This window comes from Candidatus Poriferisodalis sp., from assembly GCF_965205175.1.
Classification (GTDB): Bacteria; Actinomycetota; Acidimicrobiia; order Acidimicrobiales; family Poriferisodalaceae; genus Poriferisodalis.
Genome location: NZ_OZ242038.1, coordinates 1,901,635 through 1,922,961, shown reverse-complemented (window position 1 = coordinate 1,922,961; position 21,327 = coordinate 1,901,635). Strand labels below are relative to the sequence as shown.

Below are 21,327 nucleotides of genomic sequence, written 5' to 3'. Positions count from 1 at the left end.
CTCGTCCAACACCGGCTCACCTTGGGCCGTGCTCCAAGACAGTCGCTGCGGGCACGGGCCAGTACACCGCGGGCGGACTCGCGCGCAGTGCCGCCGACCGCGGCTGCGCCAAGACAGCAGCCAGTCCGTTGTCCTCCAAGCCGTTGTCCTCCAAGCCGTCATTCTCGTCGGCCGCATCCGGCACAGCGACACCGCGACTCACCGCCGACGGTGCTGCGGCAATGCGCGAGCTATCGGCCCGCAGCGACGCTGCAACGACAGGCGCACCAACCGCCGGCGACGATCCAGACGATCCAGCGGTGACAGGCCCATCGTCTGCCCGTGGCGACGCTACCGCGTCACGCACACCCACAGCCCGCGAAGACCCGCCGGCATCAGGCGTATCGCCAGGTCGCAGGGACGCCGCAACGCCGGGCAAACCGCCGATCCGCGACGATGCAGCGGCACCAAGCGTCGTGTCTATCTGCGACTCTATCTGCGACGCGGTAGCCGCGACAGGCGCACCAACAGTCGGCGAGGATCCCGCGGCAACGGGCAATCGGTCGTCGGACACGGGTATCGCCACAGCAAGGGCAAACGGGTCGTGACTCTGCGAGTGAGCTGTCTCCGCCGCGACCGCCACGGGCACGAATTCCGGCACTGCCTCACGCGCCACCGCTACCTCCGACGACGCCGACGCCGTCTGCGCAGCGCCGGCCGCCAACGGCTGCCCGTTGTGCGCACGAGGCCGCGTGGGCACGGACACCGCCCGTCCCGCAGCAGGGGTGACAGACGGCGGCACCGGCGGCACAGCCGGCATCGGCGGCGGCACGTCGCCCGGTGCGAGATAGGTCGGCAGCGGCAGCGGGTGCCGGGTGGTCGGCAGCAGCACCACAGCACCCGCCAGCGCAATGACGCCGACCGCCAGGATCGGCACCGACACACCACCGCTGGCATCGTGAGCAAAGCCCAGCAGCGGCGGCCCCACCAGCGCACCAATGCTCGAAAAGAAGAAGAACCTGCCGACCACGGCCCCGAGACTCGCCAAGCCGAACAGGTGCGCAGTCACATCACCGATCAGCGCCACAAATCCCCCGTAGCAGACGCCGAGCAGCGCAGCGAAGATCACCAGCAGCACGTACTTGGCCTCGAGCGAACTCACCCGAGTGGTGACGAGCCAGATGGCGAACGCCACCGGCAATCCGCCGAAGGCGATCTTCAGCAGACGAACCGACCCCAGCGGTCTCGCCAAACCCGTCAGCGCCAAGCGTCCGACGATGCTGGAGAGACCAACGACGAAGACCAGCCAGCCCGCGGCCAGCTCCGGCACGCCGTCGTCTTGAGCGAACGGGATGACGAGCCCGATCGTGCCGATGACCGCGATCGTGAACAGAATCATCGAAGCACCCAGTTGCCAGAACGTCGGCGTTCGCAGCAGCAGCGCCAAGTGGCGGCGCGAGTCCCCCATCTGCGGCCTCGGCGGCTGACGGATCACGGCCAGCCCCAACAGCAAGATCACCACCGCGATCAGCGCCAGCCAGCGCATGCCGACGCGCCAGCCGTACTCCCCCAGCAGCCGCTGAGCGAACGGCACGTAGATCATCGTGCCGAGCCCTGAACCGGTCGCCACGATGCCCTGCGCCATCGCACGGTGACGCACGAACCACAAGGCGACGAGCGCGAACAGCGGGGCGTTGAACATTCCGCCACCGAACCCGAGCCCGATGCCGTACAGCACGTAGCCGTGCCACAGCACCGTCACGTACGAAGTGGCCACCAGTCCGCTGACGAACAGCGCACCGCCGCCGACCAGCAGCGGCACGATCCCGAACCGGTCGTACAAGCGCCCCGACAACAGCGCGCTGCCGAAGTAGAGGAACACCGTGATCCCGAACACGATCGAGATCGGACCCAAGCCCGTGTCGAACTCGTCAGCCATGTCGCCGGCGAAGGCCGTGAAGCTGTAGATCGTGCCGAACCCGGCCATGATGACGACCGCCGCCCCGCACGCCGTCACCCAGCCACGGGCCGAGTCCAGGTGCGCTGGCTGCGCGCTCATGGCACCGGGAACGCTGGGCACACAGGGTGCATTGGGTGCGCTGACAGCGTTCACCGCCCCGACACTAGAGCGCTGCCGGGCACCGTGTCCCTAGGCCCGAGTCCCTGAGCCAGAGCCCCTGAACAGGGCCGCCAGAACCTGATGCTTCGAGCCAAGCCACGCAGCCTGCGCAGCTCAGCCCAAACCGGCGAGATCGCGTACGGCGCCCTTGTCGGCGCTGGTGGCCATAGCTGCGTAGGCGCGCAGTGCCGCGGAGACCCGCCTCGAACGGGGCGCGGCGGGTTGCCAGCCGGCCGCGTCCTGCTCGCTGCGCCGCCGCTCCAGCTCGGCCTCGTCGACGGCCAGGCGAATACTGCGATTCGGAATGTCGATCTGGATGGCGTCGCCGTTGCGCACCAGCCCGATCAAGCCGCCTGCGGCAGCCTCCGGCGAGACATGGCCGATCGACAGCCCCGACGTGCCGCCCGAGAAGCGGCCGTCGGTGACGAGCGCGCACACCGCGCCGAGGCCCTTCGATTTCAGATACGACGTCGGGTACAGCATCTCCTGCATGCCCGGACCGCCCCGAGGCCCCTCATAGCGCACGACCATCACCTCGCCGGGCGCCACCTTGCCGGCCAGAATGTGCTCGACGGCCTCGTCCTGGCTCTCGACCACATGGGCCGGACCGGCGAATGTCCAGATGGACTCGTCGACCCCGGCGGTCTTCACGACGCAGCCGTCGGGCGCCAAATTGCCGTAGAGAACCGCCAGCCCGCCGTCGGCGGAGTATGCGAAGTCCACGGACCGAATGCAGCCACGCTCGCGATCGGTGTCCAGCGTGCGATAGCGCTCGGATTGGCTGAAGGCCACCTGCGTCGGAATGCCCGCCGGTCCCGCCCGGTAGAACTCGGCCAGTTTCGGGTCTTCATTGGTGACCACGTCCCAGCGCGAGATCGCGTCGAACATGGTCGGCGAATGCACTGTGGGCACCTGATTGGCAATGAGTCCAGCCCGGTTCAGCTCGGCCATGATGGCCATGACACCGCCCGCACGGTGTACGTCTTCGACGTGGTAGTACTCCGACGCCGGTGCCACCTTGCAGATGTTGGGCACCTTGCGCGACAGCCGGTCGATGTCGGCCATCGTGAAGTCCAGCTCGGCTTCTCGCGCAGCAGCGAGCAGATGCAAGATGGTGTTGGTGGACCCGCCCATCGCGATGTCGAGCGTCATGGCGTTCTCGAAGGCCTCGAAGCTGCCGATCGAGCGCGGCAGCACCGACGCATCGTCGCCTTGGTAGTAGCGCCGGCACAACTCGACCACGAGCCGCCCCGCCTCCAAGAACAGCTCACGACGGTCCGCATGCGTCGCCACCACAGTGCCGTTGCCGGGCAGCGACAGCCCCAGCGCTTCGGTGAGGCAGTTCATGGAGTTGGCGGTGAACATCCCCGAGCACGAACCGCACGTCGGACAGCCGGAGCGCTCCATCTCTGCCACGTCCTCGTCGCTGACGGAGTCGTCAGCGGCAACGACCATCACGTTGATGAGGTCCACCTTCTGCGTCGCCAGCTTCGTCTTGCCGGCTTCCATCGGCCCGCCCGACACGAACACCGTGGGCACGTTCAGCCGCATCGCGGCATTGAGCATGCCCGGCGTGATCTTGTCGCAGTTGGAGATGCACACCAGCGCATCGGCGCAGTGCGCGTTCACCATGTACTCGACGGAGTCCGCAATGAGGTCCCGCGACGGGAGGCTGTAGAGCATGCCGTCGTGCCCCATCGCGATGCCGTCGTCGACGGCGATGGTGTTGAACTCCTTGGCGACGCCCCCCGCGGCCTCGATCTCGCGGGCGACGAGCTGGCCGAGGTCCTTGAGGTGAACATGGCCCGGCACGAACTGGGTGAAGGAGTTGGCGACGGCGACGATCGGCTTGCCGAAGTCATCGTCGGTCATGCCGGTCGCACGCCACAATGCGCGCGCTCCAGCCTGATTGCGGCCTGCAGTGGAGGTGACGGATCGGTAGCTCGGCATGTGCGCAGCCTACGCGAGCGCTGCCGCTAGCTTCGCGCCCGTGAGCAACGTGAAGATCTACCACAACCCCCATTGAAACTCTTCTCGGAATGCCTTGGCGGTCGCCGAGGAAGCTGGAGTCGAGACCGACATCGTCCTGTACATGAAGTCGCCGCCCGACCGCACCGAACTCGAGCACATCGTGTCGATCCTGGCCGATCCCGTCGAGGACCTGGTGCGCAAGGACTCGCAGTTCAAGAAGCTGGGCCTGAATGAGGACGACTACGTCGGCAATCCTGCAGCGGTCGTCGACCTGTTGAGCCAGAAGAAGGCGCTCATGCAGCGTCCCGTGGTGATCATCGACAACCGGGCCTACATCGGGCGTCCGAAGAGCCGCATCGCTGCGCTGCTCGCCGAAGCCTGAGGTGAAGCCAAGCGAAGCGAATTCAAGCGAGGTCACGCCGCTCGATGGCTGAAACGAGCACCGCCATCGGCCGTGGTGCGATGGCCGGTGGTGCGAAATCCGGTACAGACAAACTCGGTACAGACAAACTCGGCACAGACACTGACGCCGACGCCGATGCCGAAACCGACACAGCCACTGGCGGCATCTGCACTCCGCTGTTCGAGCTGCACACCGCGCTGGGCGGGCGCATGGTCAGCTTCGCCGGCCATGCACTGCCCATGCGATTCGAGGGCACGGTCGCCGAGCATCGCCGCACGCGTTCCGCCGCCGGACTGTTCGACGTCAGTCACATGGGCATCGTTGACCTCCACCCCGGCACCGATGACCTGCGCGACGATGACCTGCGCGACGCAACGGCCTGGCTGGAGCGATGCGTGCCCGGGTCGATGCAGAGTCTCCAGCCGGGCCAGATGCGCTACACGCTGTTCACCACGCCCAGCGGAGGCGTGCTGGACGATCTCATCGTTGCCCACCACCGAAGCCGTCTGCGGCTGGTGGTGAACGCTGCGCGCATCGACGCCGACATGGCCATGCTGCGAGCTGCGAACGGCGGCAGTGACGACGGCGAGGTGCGCATCTGCCTGCGGCACGACCTGGCGCTGCTCGCGCTGCAAGGCCCCGCCGCGGCCGATGTCGTAGCGCGATGGGCACCCGCTGCGGCCCAGCTCGCCTTCATGGCCACCGCCGCCATGTCCATCAACGGCGTCGAGTGCGAGGTGTCGCGCTGCGGCTACACCGGCGAAGACGGCTTCGAGCTGGCCGTGCCCGCGGCGGACGCGGTGCATGTCGCAGAACTGCTGCTGGGCTGCGAAGAGGTCTCGCCCGCTGGACTCGGTGCCCGCGACACGCTGCGGCTGGAAGCCGGGCTGCCGCTGGTGGGCCACGAGCTGACCGAGTCGACATCGCCCGCAGAGGCCGGTCTGGGGTGGTGCATTCCGAAACGCAGACGAGCCCAAGGCGGTTTCCCGGGTGCCGACGCCATTGCTGCACAGCTGGCGCGGGGTCCGTCTCGGCGACGTGTGGGCATCGTCGCCGACGGTCGCCGGCCCATTCGCGACGGCGCTGTGCTGGCCGACGCGCAGGGCAGCGAGGTCGGCATCGTGACGAGCGGCAGCTACGGACCCACCGTCGACGCGCCGATCGCCATGGGCTACGTGGCCGTCGAACACGGCACCGTCGGCACGGAGCTGTTCGCACGCGGGCGCAAGGGACCCGAGCCGTGCCGCGTGGTGCCGCTGCCGTTCGTCGAGCATCGTTACTGGCGCCCGTCCTGAACGCGGCATCAAGCGATGCGGTGCGTGCGACGATTCCCTCGGCGACTGAGCCGGCGCCAGAGCCGCCGGCAGCTGCCGGCTTGGCGACGAACCTGGAGCGAGGCATGACCGCGAACGACACCTGCCGAAACGACAGCCACGAGACAGCCAACTGCGAGACAGCAAACTACGAAACGGCCAACTACGAGAACGGCGCCTACGACATCTGCTCGTCGGGCACCACGTCGGGCACCGCATCAGGCGCCGCGTTCGCTTCGCGCCACATCGGCCTGCGACGCGATGACATCGCAGCCATGCTCCAGCGGCTCGGATTCGATTCGGTCGAAGCACTCGTGGACGCCGCGATGCCCGAGTCGATCCGGCTTCGCGAGCCGATCGTGCTCGACGGCTTGGACCGGCCGCTTACCGAGACCGAGGCGACCGCGGCGATGCGCTGGCTGGCGAACGCCAACCAGCCGCTGCGTTCGCTCATCGGGCTCGGCTACTACGGCACGCTCACCCCGTCGGTCATCCGCCGCGGCGTGCTCGAGGACCCGTCGTGGTACACGGCGTACACGCCGTACCAGCCCGAGATCTCCCAAGGCAGGCTGGAAGCGCTGCTCAACTACCAGACCATGGTCTGCGACCTGGTGGGCATGGAGATCGCCAACTCCTCGCTGCTGTGCGAAGGCACCGCCGCAGCCGAGGCCATGGCCATGGCACGCCGCATCACTCGCAGCGGCCCGGACTGCTTCTTCGTGGATCAGGACTGTCACCCGCAGGTCATCGACGTGGTCGCGACCCGGGCAGCGCCGCTGGGCATCGAGGTGACCGTCGGCGATCCGCGCCGCGAGCTGGCCTCGTCGCACGTGTACGGGGCGCTGCTGGCCTACCCAGGCAGCAGCGGCGCCGTCCACGACCTTCGACCGGCTGTCGAAGAGCTACACGGCGCCGGTGCCATCGCGGCCGTCACCGCAGACCTGCTGGCGTGCTGCATGCTCGAACCTCCCGGCGAACACGGCGCCGACATCGTGGTCGGCACCTCGCAGCGCTTCGGCGTTCCGCTGGGCTTCGGCGGACCGCACGCAGCGTTTCTGGCCACCCGCGAGCAGCACCGCCGCTCGATGCCCGGCCGGCTGGTGGGCGTGTCGGTGGACGCCGCCGGTCGGCCCGGCTACCGGCTCGCATTGCAGACGCGTGAGCAGCACATCCGACGCGAGCGGGCCACCAGCAACATCTGCACGGCGCAGGTGCTGCTCGCCGTCGTGGCGTCGATGTACGCCGTCTGGCACGGTCCCGACGGGCTGAGCGACATCGCTCGGCGGGTGCAGCGTCTGACGGCGGCGCTGGCGGCAGGCCTGCGAGCCATCGGCGCAGACGGCAGGCCGCGCAGTGCATCGGACTGGGCATCCGGCCGATTGTCGCTGCGCAACGACACGTTCTTCGACACACTGACCGTGGAGGTGCCCGGCGCTGCCGACGCCGTGATCCACGCCGCTCTCGCGGCGGGCTTCAACCTGCGACGCGTCGACGCCGACACGGTGGCTGTCTCGCTGGACGAGACCTGCGACGAGTCCACCGTTGCGGCGCTGCTGGACGCCTTCGGCGAGCTGCCCGACGGCCGAGCCGCCGACGCCGGCGCAGTAGCAACGCTCTCAGCATCGGCTGCGCCAGGGGTAGCCGCGGGGCAGCTGCGCACCTCGGCATTCTTGACCCACCCGACGTTTTGCGCGTACCGGAGCGAGACGGAGCTGATGCGCTACCTGCGGCGGCTGGCGGCGATGGACGTTGCGCTGGACCGCTCGATGATTCCGCTGGGCAGCTGCACGATGAAGCTCAACGCCGCAGCGGAGATGACACCGATCACCTGGCGGGCCTTCGCCGACATGCACCCGTTCGCCCCCAGCGAGCAATCGGAGGGGTACCGCCAGATCATCGCCGATCTCGAAGCGTGGCTGGCGGCGCTGACCGGCTACGACGCCGTGTCGCTGCAGCCCAACGCCGGTTCGCAGGGCGAGCTGGCGGGACTGCTGGCGATCCGCCGCTACCACGACGACCGCGGCGACATGCACCGCACGGTCTGCCTGATCCCGTCCTCCGCGCACGGCACCAATGCGGCCTCCGCCGTGATGGCCGGCATGGGGGTGGTCGTGGTGGGCTGCACCGACGACGGCGATGTGGACCTCGACGACCTCGACGCCAAGCTCGCCGAGCACGGCGAGCGGCTGGCTGCGTTCATGGTGACCTATCCGTCGACGCACGGCGTGTTCGAGGACGGCATCGTGCGGGCCTGCCGCAGCGTGCACGACGCGGGCGGGCAGGTGTACGTCGACGGCGCCAATCTCAACGCGCTGGTCGGGCTCGCGGCACCCGGCGCTTTCGGCGCCGACGTCAGCCACCTCAATTTGCACAAGACGTTCTGCATCCCGCACGGCGGCGGAGGTCCGGGCATCGGCCCGGTGGCGTGCCGCGCGCACTTGGCCGCGTACCTGCCCAACCATCCGCTGGCGCCGAACGCCGGGCCCCACACCGGTCCGGGCGCGATCTCCTCCGCGCCTTGGGGATCGGCGGGGATCCTGCCGATCCCGTGGATGTACATCGCGATGATGGGCGCCGCAGGGCTCACGCAGGCCACCCGAGCGGCGATCCTGTCAGCCAACTACGTGGCTGCACGGCTCAGCGAGCACTTCCCGATCCTGTACCGAGGCAGCGGCGGACTCGTCGCGCACGAGTGCATCGTGGACCTGCGGCCGTTCTCGCAGTGGGCCAGCGTGGACGACGTGGCCAAGCGCCTCATCGACTTCGGGTTCCACGCCCCGACGATGTCGTTCCCGGTCGCCGGAACGCTGATGATCGAGCCGACCGAGAGCGAGTCGCTGGCAGAGATCGACCGGTTCTGCGACGCCATGGCCGCCATCCGAGCCGAGATCGACCAAGTCGCCGCGGGCGCATGGCCGGCCGACGACAGCCCGCTCGCCAATGCACCCCACACAGCCGTCGACGTCCTGGCCGACGAGTGGCAGCACCCCTACTCGCGCACGCAGGCGGCCTACCCGGCAGGCACGTCAGTGGCAACGCTGGTGGCAGACAAGTACTGGCCCCCGGTGAGCCGCATCGACGGCGCCTACGGCGACCGCAATCTCATCTGCGCCTGCCCGGACCCACGCGCCTTCGAGACTGACCAGGCCGGCGAGTAACCAGCCCAGCGAGCGACGGGGAACCGCGATGACCACTGCAACGGCCGCAGCCATGACGACGAGGCCGGCCATCATCCTCGACTGCGACCCTGGCCACGACGATGCGGTCGCCATGCTGCTGGCAGCACGGCACTGCGAGCTGCTGGCGGTGACCACCGTGTCGGGGAACGCTCCGCTGCACCTGACCACGCAGAACGCACTGCTGGTGTGCCAGCTGGCGGGCCTCGACATGCCGGTACATGCCGGTGCCGACCGTCCCCTGCTGGTGTCCGCGGCTCATGCGCCGCGCGCCCACGGCCGCACAGGACTGGACGGTCCAGTGCGACCCGACGTACACCGCACCGTCGCAAGCAACGACGCAGTCGGATGCATCATCGAGACGGTCCGGGCACGCGACGGCGTGTGGATCGTCGCGGTGGGGCCGCTCACCAATGTCGCGCTGGCCATTCGCCAAGCACCCGACATCGTCGACCGCCTCGCCGGCATTTCGCTGATGGGCGGCGGCGCAGGGCCGGGCAACGTCACCCCCACCGCCGAGTTCAACATCTGGGCCGATCCCCACGCCGCCCAGATCGTCTTCGCCGCCGGAGTGCCGCGCCTGCTCATGGCCGGACTGCACCTCACCCACCAGCTGTGCGTCGGCCCCGAGGTCATCGCCGCGCTGCGAGCCGGCGGCGGCACCGTGGCCGGCTTCGTGGCCGAGCTGTTCGATTTCTACGTCGCCGGCTACCGCGAGCGGGCCGGCCTGGACGCCGCGCCGCTGCACGATCCCTGCGCCGTCCTGGCGCTCACGCACCCGGAGCTGCTGGGGTTCGCTGCTCGTCGGGTCGAAGTGGAGACCACAGGCGTGCTGACACGGGGCATGACCGTGGTGGATGAACGGCCCGGCGCCGACGGCACGCCCAACTGCGATGTGGCCTACGGCATCGACGCCGACGCTGCTGCGGAGTTGATCGTGGACGCAGTGTGCAGCTACCGCTGAGCGCCGCCGCCGGATCGGTACCGTTGCCGTCGTGCCCGACGCCAGCGCACGCCACAGTCCGGCGTTCCGGCTGAGTCAGTACAGCCACGGGGCCGGCTGAGCGTGCAAGCTCGGGCCGTCCGAGCTGGCGCAGGTGCTGCGCCGTCTGCACCCTCCGGCACATCCTGATCTCCTCGTCGGCGCGGACGCCGGCGACGACGCTGCCGTGTGGCGGCTCGACGACGGTCGCCTGCTGGTGAGCTCAGCCGACTTCTTCTCGCCGGTCATCGACGATCCGCGAGCTTGGGGGCGCATCGCCGCGGCGAACGCAGCCAGCGACATCTATGCCATGGGGGCCGTGCCGCTGTTCGCGCTCAATCTGGCCGCGTGGCCGCGTGAGACACTGCCGCTTGACTTGCTGGGCGAGGTGCTGGCGGGCGGTACCGACGCTGCAGCACAGGGCGGCTGGGTGGTAGCCGGCGGGCATACGATCGACGCTCCCGAGCCGCTGTACGGGATGGCGGTGACCGGCATGATCGCGGCGGGAGACTCGGCGGCGGCGCTGCTCACCAACGCCGGCGGGATGGCCGGCCAAGCCCTGGTGCTCTCCAAGCCGCTCGGCACCGGACTGCTGGCAACTGCGCTCAAGCGCAGCGACGCGAGTGCCGTCGATGCCGGCGGCCAACTGCACGCCGCCTACACCGCCGGCGTGGCCGAGATGAGCCGGCTCAATGCGGTCGCAGCGAATGTCGCACTGGCGTCGGGGGCCACCGCCGCTACCGATGTCACCGGCTTCGGCTTGCTCGGACATCTCGCTGAACTGGTCGCTGCCAGCAACGTAGCTGCCGTGGTCGCCGCTGATGCGGTGCCCCTGCTGCCCGACGCGGCGCGCCTCGCAGCCGACGGCTTCGTGCCGGGCGGCACGGCGCGCAACCTCGAGTACGTGGCCGAGCGTCTGGTCGGCGGCGACACGCTCACACGTGCCGTGCTCGGCGACCCGCAGACCTCGGGCGGACTGCTGTGGAGCTGCGAACCGCAGCGAGCCGAGGATGCAGTACGCGAGCTGCGCAGCAGCGGTCACCACGCCGCAGTCATCGGCGAGCTGTGCGAGGACAGCGCCGGCTCGATCGCGGTCTCCGGAAGCGTCGGCACGGACAGCCGCTGAGGCTGCTTGATGGTCGCTCGGGAGGCTCCGGCAGGTGATCTGGCAGATGACCGGGCAGATAGTTCGTCAGGTTGTTCCGCGGCAAGCCCAGCCGACCTCCAGGCAGCCGGCGGGCGACGCCGCGGCGTGTTCCCCGGCTCGTTCAACCCGCCGACCACCGCTCACGTGGCCATCAGCAATGCGGCGCGCGCGCAGCACAGACTCGATGTGCTGGTGTGGTCGGTGAGCCGGGTGGCGCTGGCCAAGGAAGACGTGCAGCGCCCGCTGCTCGACGACCGGTTGACCGTGCTCCGCGAGGTGGCCAGCAGCATCGACTGGCTGGAGGTTGCCGTCACCGACGCGCAGTTGCTCGCAGACGTAGCTGCGGGCTTCGACGTGATCGTGATGGGTGCCGACAAGTGGCACCAGATCCACGACCCGGTCTTCTACGACGGCGACACTGCTCGCCGGGACGCCGCGATCTCGTCGCTGCCGACACCAGCAATCGCGCCTCGACCGCCTCATGACGTCCCCGTGTCGATGAGGCTCGCGGTTCCTGCCTGGGTGGGCAGCGTGTCGAGCACGATGGCGCGATCGGTCGATCCTGCCGTGATGGTCCCCGAGGCTGCTCGCTTCGACGCGCAGACCGGCGCGTGGACAGATCCAGCACGCTACGAACGCTGGCGAACGACGAGGTACGCGACCTAGTCAGCGACCAAGCAAGCGACCACGTCGCCGATCAGCAAGGGACCCAGGAGTCCTCCACCAGACAACCGGGAGGCGCCGTGAATCGAGCCAGCCGAGATCCAGCTCGCACAAGCCCAGTCGGCACAGACCCAACGAGCACCGACCTAGCCAGCACCGACCCAGCCAGCACCGATCGCCGTGCGCCGGACGAGATTCTGGACGTGGACCTGCTGGCCTTCGAGCACGGATCGTCGTCTCAACGCCAAGCGGTCACCGACGGCGTGATGGCCAGCCTGCGGACCGGCTTCGTCTACACGGCACATGACCTGCCGGCCGGCCTGCTCGACGATGCCTACGGCGTGCTCGCCAGATTCTTTGCGCTCGACGCCGAGGCCAAGGCGCGCTGCGTCGATGCGGAATCGTTCGGCGCCCGGGGCTACACCGGACCGCTCACCGAGACCGCGGCCGTCTCGGAGCGGCCGGACTGGAAGGAGATGTTCAACTGGAGCGACCTGCCGCCCGCCGGGCATCCCCTTCGCTCCAAGTACGGGCGCTGGTACCGGCCGTCGGTCTTTCCCGACGACAACGTCACCGGCGCCCGGGAGGTCCTCACCGAGTTCCATCGCCGGCTGGTCGACCTGCAGCGGCGCTTCCTGCGGGTCATCGCTGTGGCAATCGGAGCGCACGAGACGTACTTCGACACGATGACCGCGCACGGCACGCACCTCAGCCGCGCCATCCGCTACCCGCCGATGTCGAGCGCACCAGGCGGAGGCGCCGAGGGGCACGTCTGGGCGGACGAGCATGCCGACATCAACCTCATCACTGCCCTGCCGCGTGCCACCGACCGCGGCCTGCAGGTGCGCATCGACGGTGAGTGGGTCGCCGCCGCACCACCGCCCGACCACGTCATCATCAACTCCGGGATCATGCTCGAGCACCTCACGAACGGGCTGATCCGCGCGGCTTGGCACCGGGTGCAAGCCGACCCGGCTCAGACCGGCGACCGCCTCAGCGTGGTGCAGTTCTGCCATCCGCGCCCGTCCACCATCCTCACGCCGCTGCCTTCGACGGTCACCCCCGAGCGACCGTGCCGCTACGAGGCAGTCTCCGCTGAGGACCGGCTGGCCGAGGTGATCTGGGAGATCAACCTGATGCCCGACGCCCGCCGCGTCGAGTGAACATTGCCCTCGAGCCGGCGCTACAGGTCAAGTTGGCGCTACAGGTCGAGCAGCGCGTTCTCGACGACTTCGGTGAGCGCCGGGTGGATGTAGAACTGGTCGTGCGCCATCTGGTCGACGGTCTGGCCGAAGGTCATGCCGGAGATGAGCGGCTGGATCAGCGTCGAGGCTTGCGGGCCGATGATGTGAGCGCCGAGCAGCTCGCGAGTCTGCGCGTGGGCGATCAGCTTCACGAAGCTGGTGCTGTCCTCCATCGCCCAGCCGTAGGCAGTGTCGCCGTAGGGCTTGATCGCTACTGAGACCGGCAGGCCGCCTGCTCGGGCCGCTCGCTCGGTGAGGCCGACGGAGGCGACTTGCGGGTGAGAGAACACGGCATGGGGAACGAACCGTTCGCACACGCTGCGCATCGGGCCCTCCGCCTGACCCTCAGCCACGAGCAGGTTGTGCCGCAGGGCCCGCACCTGCGCGTTGGCGAGATGCTTGAGCTGTATCTCACTGGCCAAGTCGCCGAACGACCACACCCCCGGCGCGCTCGTGCGGAAGTGCTCATCGACCAGCACCCGACCTCGCTCGTGCGCCACGGCACCTGCTTCGAGATTCAGCAGGTCGCCGTTGGGCATCCGTCCCGTCGCCACCAGCAGCACGTCGACGTTGCCGTGCCCTCGGCTGGTGCTGGTCGCGAACTCCACGAGCACACCGTCGGGCATCGGACGGACGTTGGTCACCGTGGCGCCGAGCCGCAGATCGAAACGCTGCGCCGCCGCTCGGGTGAACGCCTCGGACACATCGTCGTCCTCGGCCCGCAGCAGCCGCTCGCTGCGGTTCACCAGCATCACCTCGACGCCCAGCGCCGCGAACACGTAGCCCAGCTCCGCAGCGATGTAGCCGCCGCCGAGCACCATCATGCGCTCCGGCAGCTCCTCCAGCCGCATCACCGTGTCGGAGGTGTGATACGGCGAGCGATCTAGGCCCGGGAATGGGGGAATGAACGGTCGCGCCCCTGCCCCGAGCACGACATGGCGTCCGCGGACGCGAGCAGTGCCGCCGTCGTTTAGCCGGACGTCCAGCTCACGGTCCCCGATGAAGCGAGCCTCGCCCTCATAGACGCAGACATTGGGGCACTCGGCCCCGTGGCGGTACTCCTTGCCGGCTTGCGCAATCGGGTCGATGCGCTCGAACACGCGATCCCGAATGGCCGGCCAGTCCGCACCCTGCGCAGACGCCGAGATGCCGTACACGCCGGCCGTTTCGACGGTGTCGACCACATCGGCCGCATACACGAGCATCTTGGAGGGGATGCAGCCCACGTTGAGGCAGGTGCCGCCGAACACGCCGCGTTCCACCAGCGCGATCGACCAGTCGTCGAACTCGGGACCGGGAATGGAGTTCGCGGAGCCGCTCCCGACGATGACGAGATCGAACTCGCCAGTGTCGCCGGCTTCGCCAGTCGCAGCGGTCCCGCCGGCTTCTCCAGCACCGCTTTCAGAGGGCATCACACCAGCGCCTGATAGACGAGGGGCTTCAGCTCGGTCCGTATCGGATGGACGCTGGAGGGCAGCAGCTGCGTCAGGAACACCACGGTGATGTCCTCGACAGGATCCACCCAGAAGGCCGTCGATGCGGCGCCGCCCCACGCGTACTCGCCTGTGCTGCAGACCGTCTTGGTCTTGGCGGGATCGAGCACGACCGAGAAGCCCAGGCCGAAGCCGACGCCGTCGAAGGCTGTCTCGGAGAACAGCGCTCGGCCGAACTGCGTGAGGTCCGCTCCGTCGGGCAGGTGATTGGACGCCATGAACGCGAGCGTGCGGGACCCGATGATGCGGGCACCGTCCAGCTCGCCGCCGTTGCGCAGCATCTGGGTGAAGCGGTGATAGTCCCCCATGGTGGATACCAAGCCGCCGCCGCCCGACAGAATCTTGGGCGGCGCCAAGTACGGCGAGGTACGCGGGTCGTCGATCAGCCGGCGCGCCAAGCCGGGATTGTCCGAGCGGTAGGTCGGCACTGAGCGGCCGGTGTTGCCCGCGCCAACGCGAGCCGCAAGCGCAGCCGTGGTGTAGTTGGCAGCGAATCGCTCGACTTCGCCTTCGGGCACTTGGAAGCCGGTGTCGACCATGCCCAGCGGCCCGGTGACGTGCTCGGTCAAGTAGTCGTCCAGCGCCTGGCCGGAGACGAGTTCCACGACGCGGCCCAGCACGTCGGTGGAGTAGCTGTAGTTCCACTCGCTGCCCGGGTCGAACAGCAGCGGCAGCGAAGCCAGCGCTTCGCAGGTCTCTTCCAGATTGCCGGGAGCGCCCCAGTTGAAGCCGTTGGCGCGGTACAGCTCGTCGACCACATTGGCGAAGTGGAAGTCGTAGGTGAGACCCGAGGTGTGGGTCAACAGGCTGTGAACGGTGATTTCGCTCGCGGGTTCTCGCGTCTGGTACTGGGCTGCGTTGCCGCCGGCGAACACTCGGGCGTCCGCGAACTCGCCGATCCAGCGTGACACCGGGTCCTTGAGCAGCAGCTTGCCCTGCTCGTAGAGCTGCATCGCAGCGATGGACACGATGGGCTTCGTCATCGAGTAGATGCGATAGATCGTGTCGGCGGTCACCGGCAACGACCGCTCGCAGTCCCTGTGGCCGTAGCGATGCGAGTACGCGATCTGGCCGCCACGGGTCAGCAGCACCGACACGCCCGGCAGGCGTCCGTCGTCCACGTAGCGATTCAGATGTGCCGCTATTCGCTGCAGGCGCTGAGCATCAAAACCCACCTCTGCCGGTTCGACAGCGGGCTCGACGGCCCGTGAGCCAGCCGAATCGCTGCGTGCTGTGCTGGTCGGCTCGCTGCTCGGCGTGTCGGATTCCATCGTTGCCCCCGATGCATTGTCGCTGCGAATCCGCAGGCTACGGCTCACCGCGATCTTGCTGCGTGCGTGCCGTGTCGGTGCTGCGATCACGGCCGCTTGCCGTCGCCGGCGAGTTCGGCAGCCGAACCGCGCGGAGCCTGCAGGCCACAGTTGACCCTGTGCTTCAGCCAACATCACGCATCAAACTACACAAAATATATGGTAAGAGACTCAAATTATCGCATTTGACACCGGCTGGTGGATGCGGACTAGAGTGCCGCTGGCGCAGCGGGCGACCGTGACGGCCGACCCGTTGCCTTGGGGTCATGGACGGCAACGGTCAAGCGAGGGAACGAAAGGCGGCACGATGGGGACGACCACCTACGTATTCGGCTTGTTTGCAGAGGGTGCCGATCTCAGCGTCGCATCGACAGTCGAGCAGCTCGAACGCGCCGGCTACACGCATCCCGCCGCAGTGGCCAACTCCGGTGTCCAGGCGCTCGTCTTCTCGCGTCGGGCGCAGCGTCTCGCCGATGCAGTGAGTGCAGTGGTGGCAGCGGCCGAGAGCATCTCCGGGCTCCGCATCGCCCGCCAGGCACGCAGCGGGTCCGTGGCCGTATTCCACGCGGACTCGCTGGAGTTCGCCACGGCCTGTGTGCTCGTCATGTCCACGGAACCCCACAGCACGGCTCAGCAGCGGGCACGTCACCGCAGCGTTCGTTGCCGGCAGACCGACACGCACGCGGACGCTCACACCGACGCACTGGGTGCGGCGAGCTGAACCGCTGCGCAGGCGGCAGCTGAGCGCCCGTAGGGTTGGGCGGCATGGCGATCGGCGGCGGGCGACATGGCGGGCAACATGGCGGGCGACATGGCTGACAGGCAACTGCATGGCTGACCGGCAACTGGTCTCGTGCTTGCTGCTCGTGCGGCACGGCGAGTCTGTCGCGATGGCCGAAGGACTCGTCGGAGGTCGCGGCGGATGTCGGGGGCTCACCGAGCGGGGGCGCGCACAGGCCAAGGCGCTACGAGACCGATTCGCCGCCGGCCGCGAACCCCAGGTAGACGCCGTCTACTCCTCTCCCCTGCCGCGTGCGCGCCAGACCACCGACATCGTGTTGCCAGCGCTGGGAACCGGGGCGGACTGCGGAAACCTGCCGGTGCATCTCCATGACGATCTCGAAGAGATGCGGCTGGGGCCAGCGGACGGCATGACGTGGCACGCCGCCCGGGAGCGCTTCAGATTCATCCCGTCGGTCGAACAGCCCTACACACCCGTGATTGACGGCGGTGAGAGCCGCGCCGGCTTTCGCCATCGCGTTGCACAAGCCCTCAATGACATCGCAGCGGCGCACCCGGCACAGACAGTCTTCGTGGGCTGCCATGGCGGTGTCGTCTCTGCGGCGATAGCCATGGCATTCGGCATCCCGCCGAGCCAACGCGGCGTCGGCGACGTCACCGAGGTGACCTCCATCACCGAACTGGAACTGCTCCAACGCCGCGGACGACACCGCTGGCAGCTGCGAAGATTCAACGACGCCGCCCATCTCGCGGTCCTCGAAGCAGCCTGAGCGGCGGTCTGGGCGTTCGCGAGAGACTGAGTCTGCGCCAGACAAGCAACCCACGGGAGGAACAGATGCTGGTCGAGCGAATCGAGGCGAAGTGGATCGACGCCTTCTCGTCGGTCTTCGAGCTGTGCGGCGTCGAACCGCCGCTGACGGCGGCCGTCTTGTCGGAGAGCCAAAGCCGGGCAGTGAACGTGAACCTGGCCGAGCTGGCTTTGGACCGGCTGGGCTGCCCGCCGGTTCACGTGGTGGTTCCCACGCCGCGCCAGTCGGCGCCGGTGCCGGTGCGATCCACGGGCGCTTCTGACGCCATCGCCGGCTCAGCAGCGGTGCTCGCCGCGCTCGGCGCAGTGGACTTCGTCGTGGACTGCACCGTGGAGGGGCTGCTGCACGCCCCGGAGCTGCCGAAGATCCTGGGCACCGGCACACGGATCTTGATGGTCTCCAACGAGCACCCGGAAGCGCTAGAACGCCTCGCGCCCACACCGCACCTCGAACCGAAGGTCAAGGCCGGCATCAAGCAGCTGATCGCGGCGTCGCAGATGCACGTGACCTCGGCCGCCGGCACCGATCTGGTCGTCGATGTCAGCGAGGCGCCGTGCGGCGGCGGCTGGGGCTACACCACGCGACCAGGAACGATCAGCCACTGGCCCGGCGGGCTCTGCTTGGCTTTCCCCAGCGCCAACACGGTGAACGGCACCATCGTGATGGACCGCGGCGACATGAACCTCACCTTCAAGCGCTACATCGAGTCGCCCGTGACGCTGCGCATTCGAGACGACTACGTCGTCGATGTCGAGGGCGAGGGCACGGACGCGGCGCTGTTTCGCAGCTACACCGATGCCTGGGGCGACCGCGAGGCCTACGCGACCAGCCATGTGGGCTGGGGCATGAATCCGGCGGCCCGCTGGGACACGCTGTCGATGTACGACCGGAGCCAGACCAACGGCACCGAGCAGCGGGCTTTCGCCGGCAACTTCCTGTACTCCACTGGCGCCAACGAGCACGCCGGACGTCACACGCTGGGCCACTTCGACCTGCCCATGCGCAACCACAGCGTCTTCCTCGACGGCGAAGCGGTGGTGGTCGACGGCGTGCTGCAAGGCGAGCTGGCCTGAGCCGAGCCGGTCTTCGAGCACCCGAGTCGAGCACCTGAGTCGAGAACCTGGCATGACGGGGCTCGGCGCCGACTTGGCTGCGCGTGTCGAGCGCTGGGCCGACCACCGCCCCGATGCGCCCGCCGTCGCCTTCGAAGGCATCGAGCACAGCTATCGGTCCTTCGCCGAGCAGATCGCTGCCACAGCCCGCTGGCTGGCCGGCGCCGGTGTGGGCGAGGGCGACCGCGTGGCGTGGCTCGGCCCGAATCGGCCCGCCGCGTTGCGGCTGATGCTCGGCTGCTCTTGGCTCGGCGCCGTCTACCTGCCGTTGAACTCGCGCTTGGCGCCGCCCGAGCATCGCTGGATTCTGCAGCACGCCGATCCCCGCCTGCTCGTGCTGGATGCAGCCTTCGAACGCCACGGCGCGAGCATCGAGGTGCCGTGCGAGACACAGGTGGTACCAGACGAGCCGGAGTGTTCCGATGCGCCTGGTGCGCTCGCGCCCAGGCGAGGCACCTCCGCGCACCCTGTGCTGCTCGCCTACACCTCGGGCACGACTGGGCATCCCAAGGGCGCCGTGCTGGATCAGGCGGCGATGGCAGCCAACGCCGTGAACGCGACGCATGCACACGATCTCACCAGCCGCGACCGGGTGCTCACCGCCATTCCGCTGTTCCATGTCGGCGGACTGAACATCCAGACGCTGCCGGCGTTGCTCGGCGGAGCATCAGTGCTGATTCAGCGCACATTCGACGCCGATCAGTTCCTCGCAGACGTCGAGCAGTGGCAGCCCACCTGGACGGTGCTCGTGCCCACGGCGCTCGCGGCGGTTGCGGCCCATCCTCGCTTCGCCACCGCAGACCTCAGCTCGCTGCACGGGATCATGACCGGGTCCGCGCCTGTGCCTGCGGCCACGACTGCGCCTTTCTTCGACCGGGGCGTGCCGGTCGGCCAGATCTACGGGTCCACCGAGACGGCCCCGATTGCAACGCACCTGCGCTGTGACCAGGCTGCCGCCCGTCCGGGCTCGTGCGGCAAACCCTCCACCATGTGTGAGGTGCGCATCGTCACCGACGCCGGGGACGACGCCACGCCAGGCCAACGCGGAGAGCTGTGGGTGCGTGGGCCGAGCGTGTTGCGGGAGTACTGGCGCGACCCGCAGGCCTCGGCTGAGGCGCTGCGCGACGGCTGGTTCCGCACCGGCGACATCGGTCACGTCGACCGCGACGGCTGGATGTACATCGACGATCGTCGTACCGACATGATCATCTCCGGCGGCGAGAACGTCTACCCCGCAGAACTGGAGGCGGTGCTGGCCCGCAGCGATCTGGCGCGAGAAGCGACCGTGGTGGGCGTGCCCGACGAGCGCTGGGGCGAAGTGCCCGTGATCGTGGCGGTGCCGCCGAGCGATCGCACCAAGACCAGTGGCGCCTGTGGCAACCAAGACCGTGCCAGCGAAGACCAGGCCGACCAAGACCGTGCCAGCCAAGACCGTGCCGACCAAGACCGTGCCAACGATGCCGCTGCATTGCTGCGCCTGTTCGACGGCCGGCTGGCACGATTCAAGCATCCCAAAGCCGTGTTCTGGACTGACGAATTGCCCAGGACAGCACTCGGCAAAGTCCGCAAACACGAGGTGCGTGCAATGCTCCGTGAGCAACAGTCGGCCAGCCCGCCCCGAGCGCGTTGCCTGTCCGGCGATGGCCAGTCCGCCCAGCGCCAGAATGTCCCCGATGTCAGGTGATGCCGTGCCGGCTGGCGTCGCCTTCATCGGCCTCGGCGTCATGGGCTACCCGATGGCGGGGCACCTCGCAGCCGCCGGCCACCGTGTCACCGTGTTCAATCGCACCGGAGCTGTGGCGCAGCGCTGGGCCGCCGAACACCACGGCACAGTGGCGGACACGCCGGCGCAAGCTGCCGAAGGGGCACAGTTCGTCTTCGTGTGCGTCGGCGCCGACGACGACGTGCGCGCTGTCGTCCACGACCGCAACGGCACGCTGTCGGCCATGGGCAGCCCCGCAGGCGCAGCAGCAGGCAGCTCAGCGGACAGCGCTGTCGGCAGCCCCGAAGAACATCCTGCGGGCGGCGGGGGCGCGATGCTCGTCGATCACACCACGGCGTCGGCAGGCCTGGCACGAGAGCTGGCAGCCGCCTGCGCCCGACGGGGGGTGGGCTTCCTCGACGCGCCCGTCTCCGGCGGCGAGGCCGGCGCCCGCAACGGTGTCCTGACGGTCATGTGCGGCGGCGAGGCCGGCGACTTCGAGCGCGCACGGCCGGTCATGGACGCCTACGCACGGGCCGTCACGCTGATCGGGCCGGCCGGATCGGGCCAGCTCGCCAAGATGGTGAATCAGATCTGCATCGCCGGCTTGGTGCAGGCACTGTCGGAGGGGCTCGAGTTCGGACGGCGCGCCGGGTTGGACCTCGACGCTGTGCTGAGCACGATCTCCCAGGGGGCAGCCGGCTCGTGGCAGATGTCCAACCGGGGCGCCACGATGACCGCAGACGAGTTCGACTTCGGCTTCGCCGTGGACTGGATGCGCAAAGACCTCGGCATCGTGCTCGCCGAGGCGCAGCACAACGGCGCTCCCCTGCCGGTCACCGCGCTGGTGGACCAGTTCTACAAGCGCGTCCAGGAACTCGGCGGAGGCCGCTGGGACACCTCCAGCCTCATCGCGCTCCTGCGCCCATCCAGCTGATCGGAATGCCCAGGTCGTGCTGCTCGTGCTCCGTTGCACATGCCGTGCTGCCCATGCCGTGCTGGGCCCGCAGGGTGTCAACGGGTTGTCGACCGGCTGAGCTTCCGGAAGAGGCGTGGCGTTCGCAAGATGCGCGTTGGCATCCAAGTTGTGACCCCAAGTTTGGACCTCAGTTGTGACAGTCTGACATCAGCAGCACAAATTGGCGCAGTGTCTCTGGGCCAAA

15 protein-coding genes and 1 pseudogene are annotated in these 21,327 nt (G+C 68.6%); 12 read left to right on the top strand and 4 right to left on the bottom strand.

Going from position 1 to position 21,327, the window contains the following annotated elements:
- Window positions 1–16: 16 nt before the first annotated feature.
- Entirely contained in the window at window positions 17–2,038 is a 2,022-nt protein-coding gene (locus ACOGI4_RS08415; RefSeq protein WP_419841229.1) for an MFS transporter, read from the bottom strand.
- A gap of 174 nt (window positions 2,039–2,212) precedes the next feature.
- Window positions 2,213–4,048: a dihydroxy-acid dehydratase gene (gene ilvD, locus ACOGI4_RS08410; protein ID WP_419841228.1), complete on the bottom strand. Its 1,836-nt coding sequence runs from the start codon at window positions 4,046–4,048 to the stop codon at window positions 2,213–2,215.
- Between the two features lie 91 nt (window positions 4,049–4,139).
- Between ilvD and ACOGI4_RS08405 the strand changes: the two are divergent.
- The 7 genes and pseudogenes from ACOGI4_RS08405 to ACOGI4_RS08375 all read left to right on the top strand — a co-directional run.
- Window positions 4,140–4,451: pseudogene (locus ACOGI4_RS08405) on the top strand (arsenate reductase family protein); the annotation flags it as partial.
- A gap of 44 nt (window positions 4,452–4,495) precedes the next feature.
- Window positions 4,496–5,767 carry a glycine cleavage system aminomethyltransferase GcvT gene (gcvT, locus tag ACOGI4_RS08400; protein ID WP_419841227.1) on the top strand — a complete coding sequence of 424 codons (1,272 nt, stop codon included), beginning with the start codon at window positions 4,496–4,498 and terminating at the stop codon, window positions 5,765–5,767.
- 293 nt (window positions 5,768–6,060) lie between these two features.
- Window positions 6,061–8,943 carry an aminomethyl-transferring glycine dehydrogenase gene (gcvP, locus tag ACOGI4_RS08395; protein WP_419843115.1) on the top strand — a complete coding sequence of 961 codons (2,883 nt, stop codon included), beginning with the start codon at window positions 6,061–6,063 and terminating at the stop codon, window positions 8,941–8,943.
- 28 nt (window positions 8,944–8,971) lie between these two features.
- Entirely contained in the window at window positions 8,972–9,925 is a 954-nt protein-coding gene (locus ACOGI4_RS08390) for a nucleoside hydrolase (RefSeq protein WP_419841226.1), read from the top strand.
- A gap of 31 nt (window positions 9,926–9,956) precedes the next feature.
- Window positions 9,957–11,069 carry a selenide, water dikinase SelD gene (selD, locus tag ACOGI4_RS08385; protein ID WP_419841225.1) on the top strand — a complete coding sequence of 371 codons (1,113 nt, stop codon included), beginning with the start codon at window positions 9,957–9,959 and terminating at the stop codon, window positions 11,067–11,069.
- Window positions 11,070–11,195: 126 nt separating this feature from the next.
- Complete coding sequence (locus tag ACOGI4_RS08380; protein ID WP_419841224.1) at window positions 11,196–11,756, top strand: hypothetical protein; 561 nt, start codon at window positions 11,196–11,198, stop codon at window positions 11,754–11,756.
- Complete coding sequence (locus tag ACOGI4_RS08375; protein WP_419841223.1) at window positions 11,702–12,916, top strand: isopenicillin N synthase family dioxygenase; 1,215 nt, start codon at window positions 11,702–11,704, stop codon at window positions 12,914–12,916. Before ACOGI4_RS08380 ends, ACOGI4_RS08375 begins: the two co-directional genes overlap by 55 nt.
- Before the next feature lie 38 nt (window positions 12,917–12,954).
- Here ACOGI4_RS08375 and ACOGI4_RS08370 read toward each other — a convergent pair whose 3' ends face one another.
- Together ACOGI4_RS08370 and ACOGI4_RS08365 are read right to left on the bottom strand one after the other, a co-directional pair.
- Complete coding sequence (locus ACOGI4_RS08370) at window positions 12,955–14,409, bottom strand: mycothione reductase (protein ID WP_419841222.1); 1,455 nt, start codon at window positions 14,407–14,409, stop codon at window positions 12,955–12,957.
- Entirely contained in the window at window positions 14,409–15,809 is a 1,401-nt protein-coding gene (locus tag ACOGI4_RS08365; protein ID WP_419841221.1) for a serine hydrolase domain-containing protein, read from the bottom strand. Before ACOGI4_RS08365 ends, ACOGI4_RS08370 begins: the two co-directional genes overlap by 1 nt.
- Window positions 15,810–16,107: 298 nt before the next feature.
- Between ACOGI4_RS08365 and ACOGI4_RS08360 the strand changes: the two genes are divergently transcribed.
- The 5 genes from ACOGI4_RS08360 (at window position 16,108) to ACOGI4_RS08340 (ending at window position 21,101) form a co-directional block, all read left to right on the top strand.
- On the top strand, window positions 16,108–16,521 hold the full coding sequence (locus ACOGI4_RS08360) for a hypothetical protein (protein WP_419841220.1): 414 nt from the start codon (window positions 16,108–16,110) through the stop codon (window positions 16,519–16,521).
- A 109-nt stretch (window positions 16,522–16,630) separates the two neighbouring features.
- Complete coding sequence (locus ACOGI4_RS08355) at window positions 16,631–17,311, top strand: histidine phosphatase family protein (protein WP_419841219.1); 681 nt, start codon at window positions 16,631–16,633, stop codon at window positions 17,309–17,311.
- A gap of 65 nt (window positions 17,312–17,376) precedes the next feature.
- Window positions 17,377–18,423: a peptidase M29 gene (locus ACOGI4_RS08350; protein WP_419841218.1), complete on the top strand. Its 1,047-nt coding sequence runs from the start codon at window positions 17,377–17,379 to the stop codon at window positions 18,421–18,423.
- A 52-nt stretch (window positions 18,424–18,475) separates the two neighbouring features.
- Window positions 18,476–20,146: a class I adenylate-forming enzyme family protein gene (locus ACOGI4_RS08345; RefSeq protein WP_419841217.1), complete on the top strand. Its 1,671-nt coding sequence runs from the start codon at window positions 18,476–18,478 to the stop codon at window positions 20,144–20,146.
- Complete coding sequence (locus ACOGI4_RS08340) at window positions 20,136–21,101, top strand: NAD(P)-dependent oxidoreductase (protein WP_419841216.1); 966 nt, start codon at window positions 20,136–20,138, stop codon at window positions 21,099–21,101. Before ACOGI4_RS08345 ends, ACOGI4_RS08340 begins: the two co-directional genes overlap by 11 nt.
- Window positions 21,102–21,327: the final 226 nt, after the last annotated feature.

Coding starts and splice junctions, on each gene's coding strand:
- gcvP (WP_419843115.1), top strand. CDS start 6,061: ATGCTCCAGCGGCTCGGATTCGATTCGGTCGAAGCACTCGTGGACGCC.
- ilvD (WP_419841228.1), bottom strand. CDS start 4,048: ATGCCGAGCTACCGATCCGTCACCTCCACTGCAGGCCGCAATCAGGCT.
- ACOGI4_RS08370 (WP_419841222.1), bottom strand. CDS start 14,409: ATGCCCTCTGAAAGCGGTGCTGGAGAAGCCGGCGGGACCGCTGCGACT.
- ACOGI4_RS08390 (WP_419841226.1), top strand. CDS start 8,972: ATGACCACTGCAACGGCCGCAGCCATGACGACGAGGCCGGCCATCATC.
- ACOGI4_RS08360 (WP_419841220.1), top strand. CDS start 16,108: ATGGGGACGACCACCTACGTATTCGGCTTGTTTGCAGAGGGTGCCGAT.
- ACOGI4_RS08345 (WP_419841217.1), top strand. CDS start 18,476: ATGACGGGGCTCGGCGCCGACTTGGCTGCGCGTGTCGAGCGCTGGGCC.
- ACOGI4_RS08340 (WP_419841216.1), top strand. CDS start 20,136: ATGTCAGGTGATGCCGTGCCGGCTGGCGTCGCCTTCATCGGCCTCGGC.
- gcvT (WP_419841227.1), top strand. CDS start 4,496: ATGGCTGAAACGAGCACCGCCATCGGCCGTGGTGCGATGGCCGGTGGT.
- ACOGI4_RS08415 (WP_419841229.1), bottom strand. CDS start 2,038: ATGAGCGCGCAGCCAGCGCACCTGGACTCGGCCCGTGGCTGGGTGACG.
- ACOGI4_RS08350 (WP_419841218.1), top strand. CDS start 17,377: ATGCTGGTCGAGCGAATCGAGGCGAAGTGGATCGACGCCTTCTCGTCG.
- ACOGI4_RS08355 (WP_419841219.1), top strand. CDS start 16,631: ATGGCTGACCGGCAACTGGTCTCGTGCTTGCTGCTCGTGCGGCACGGC.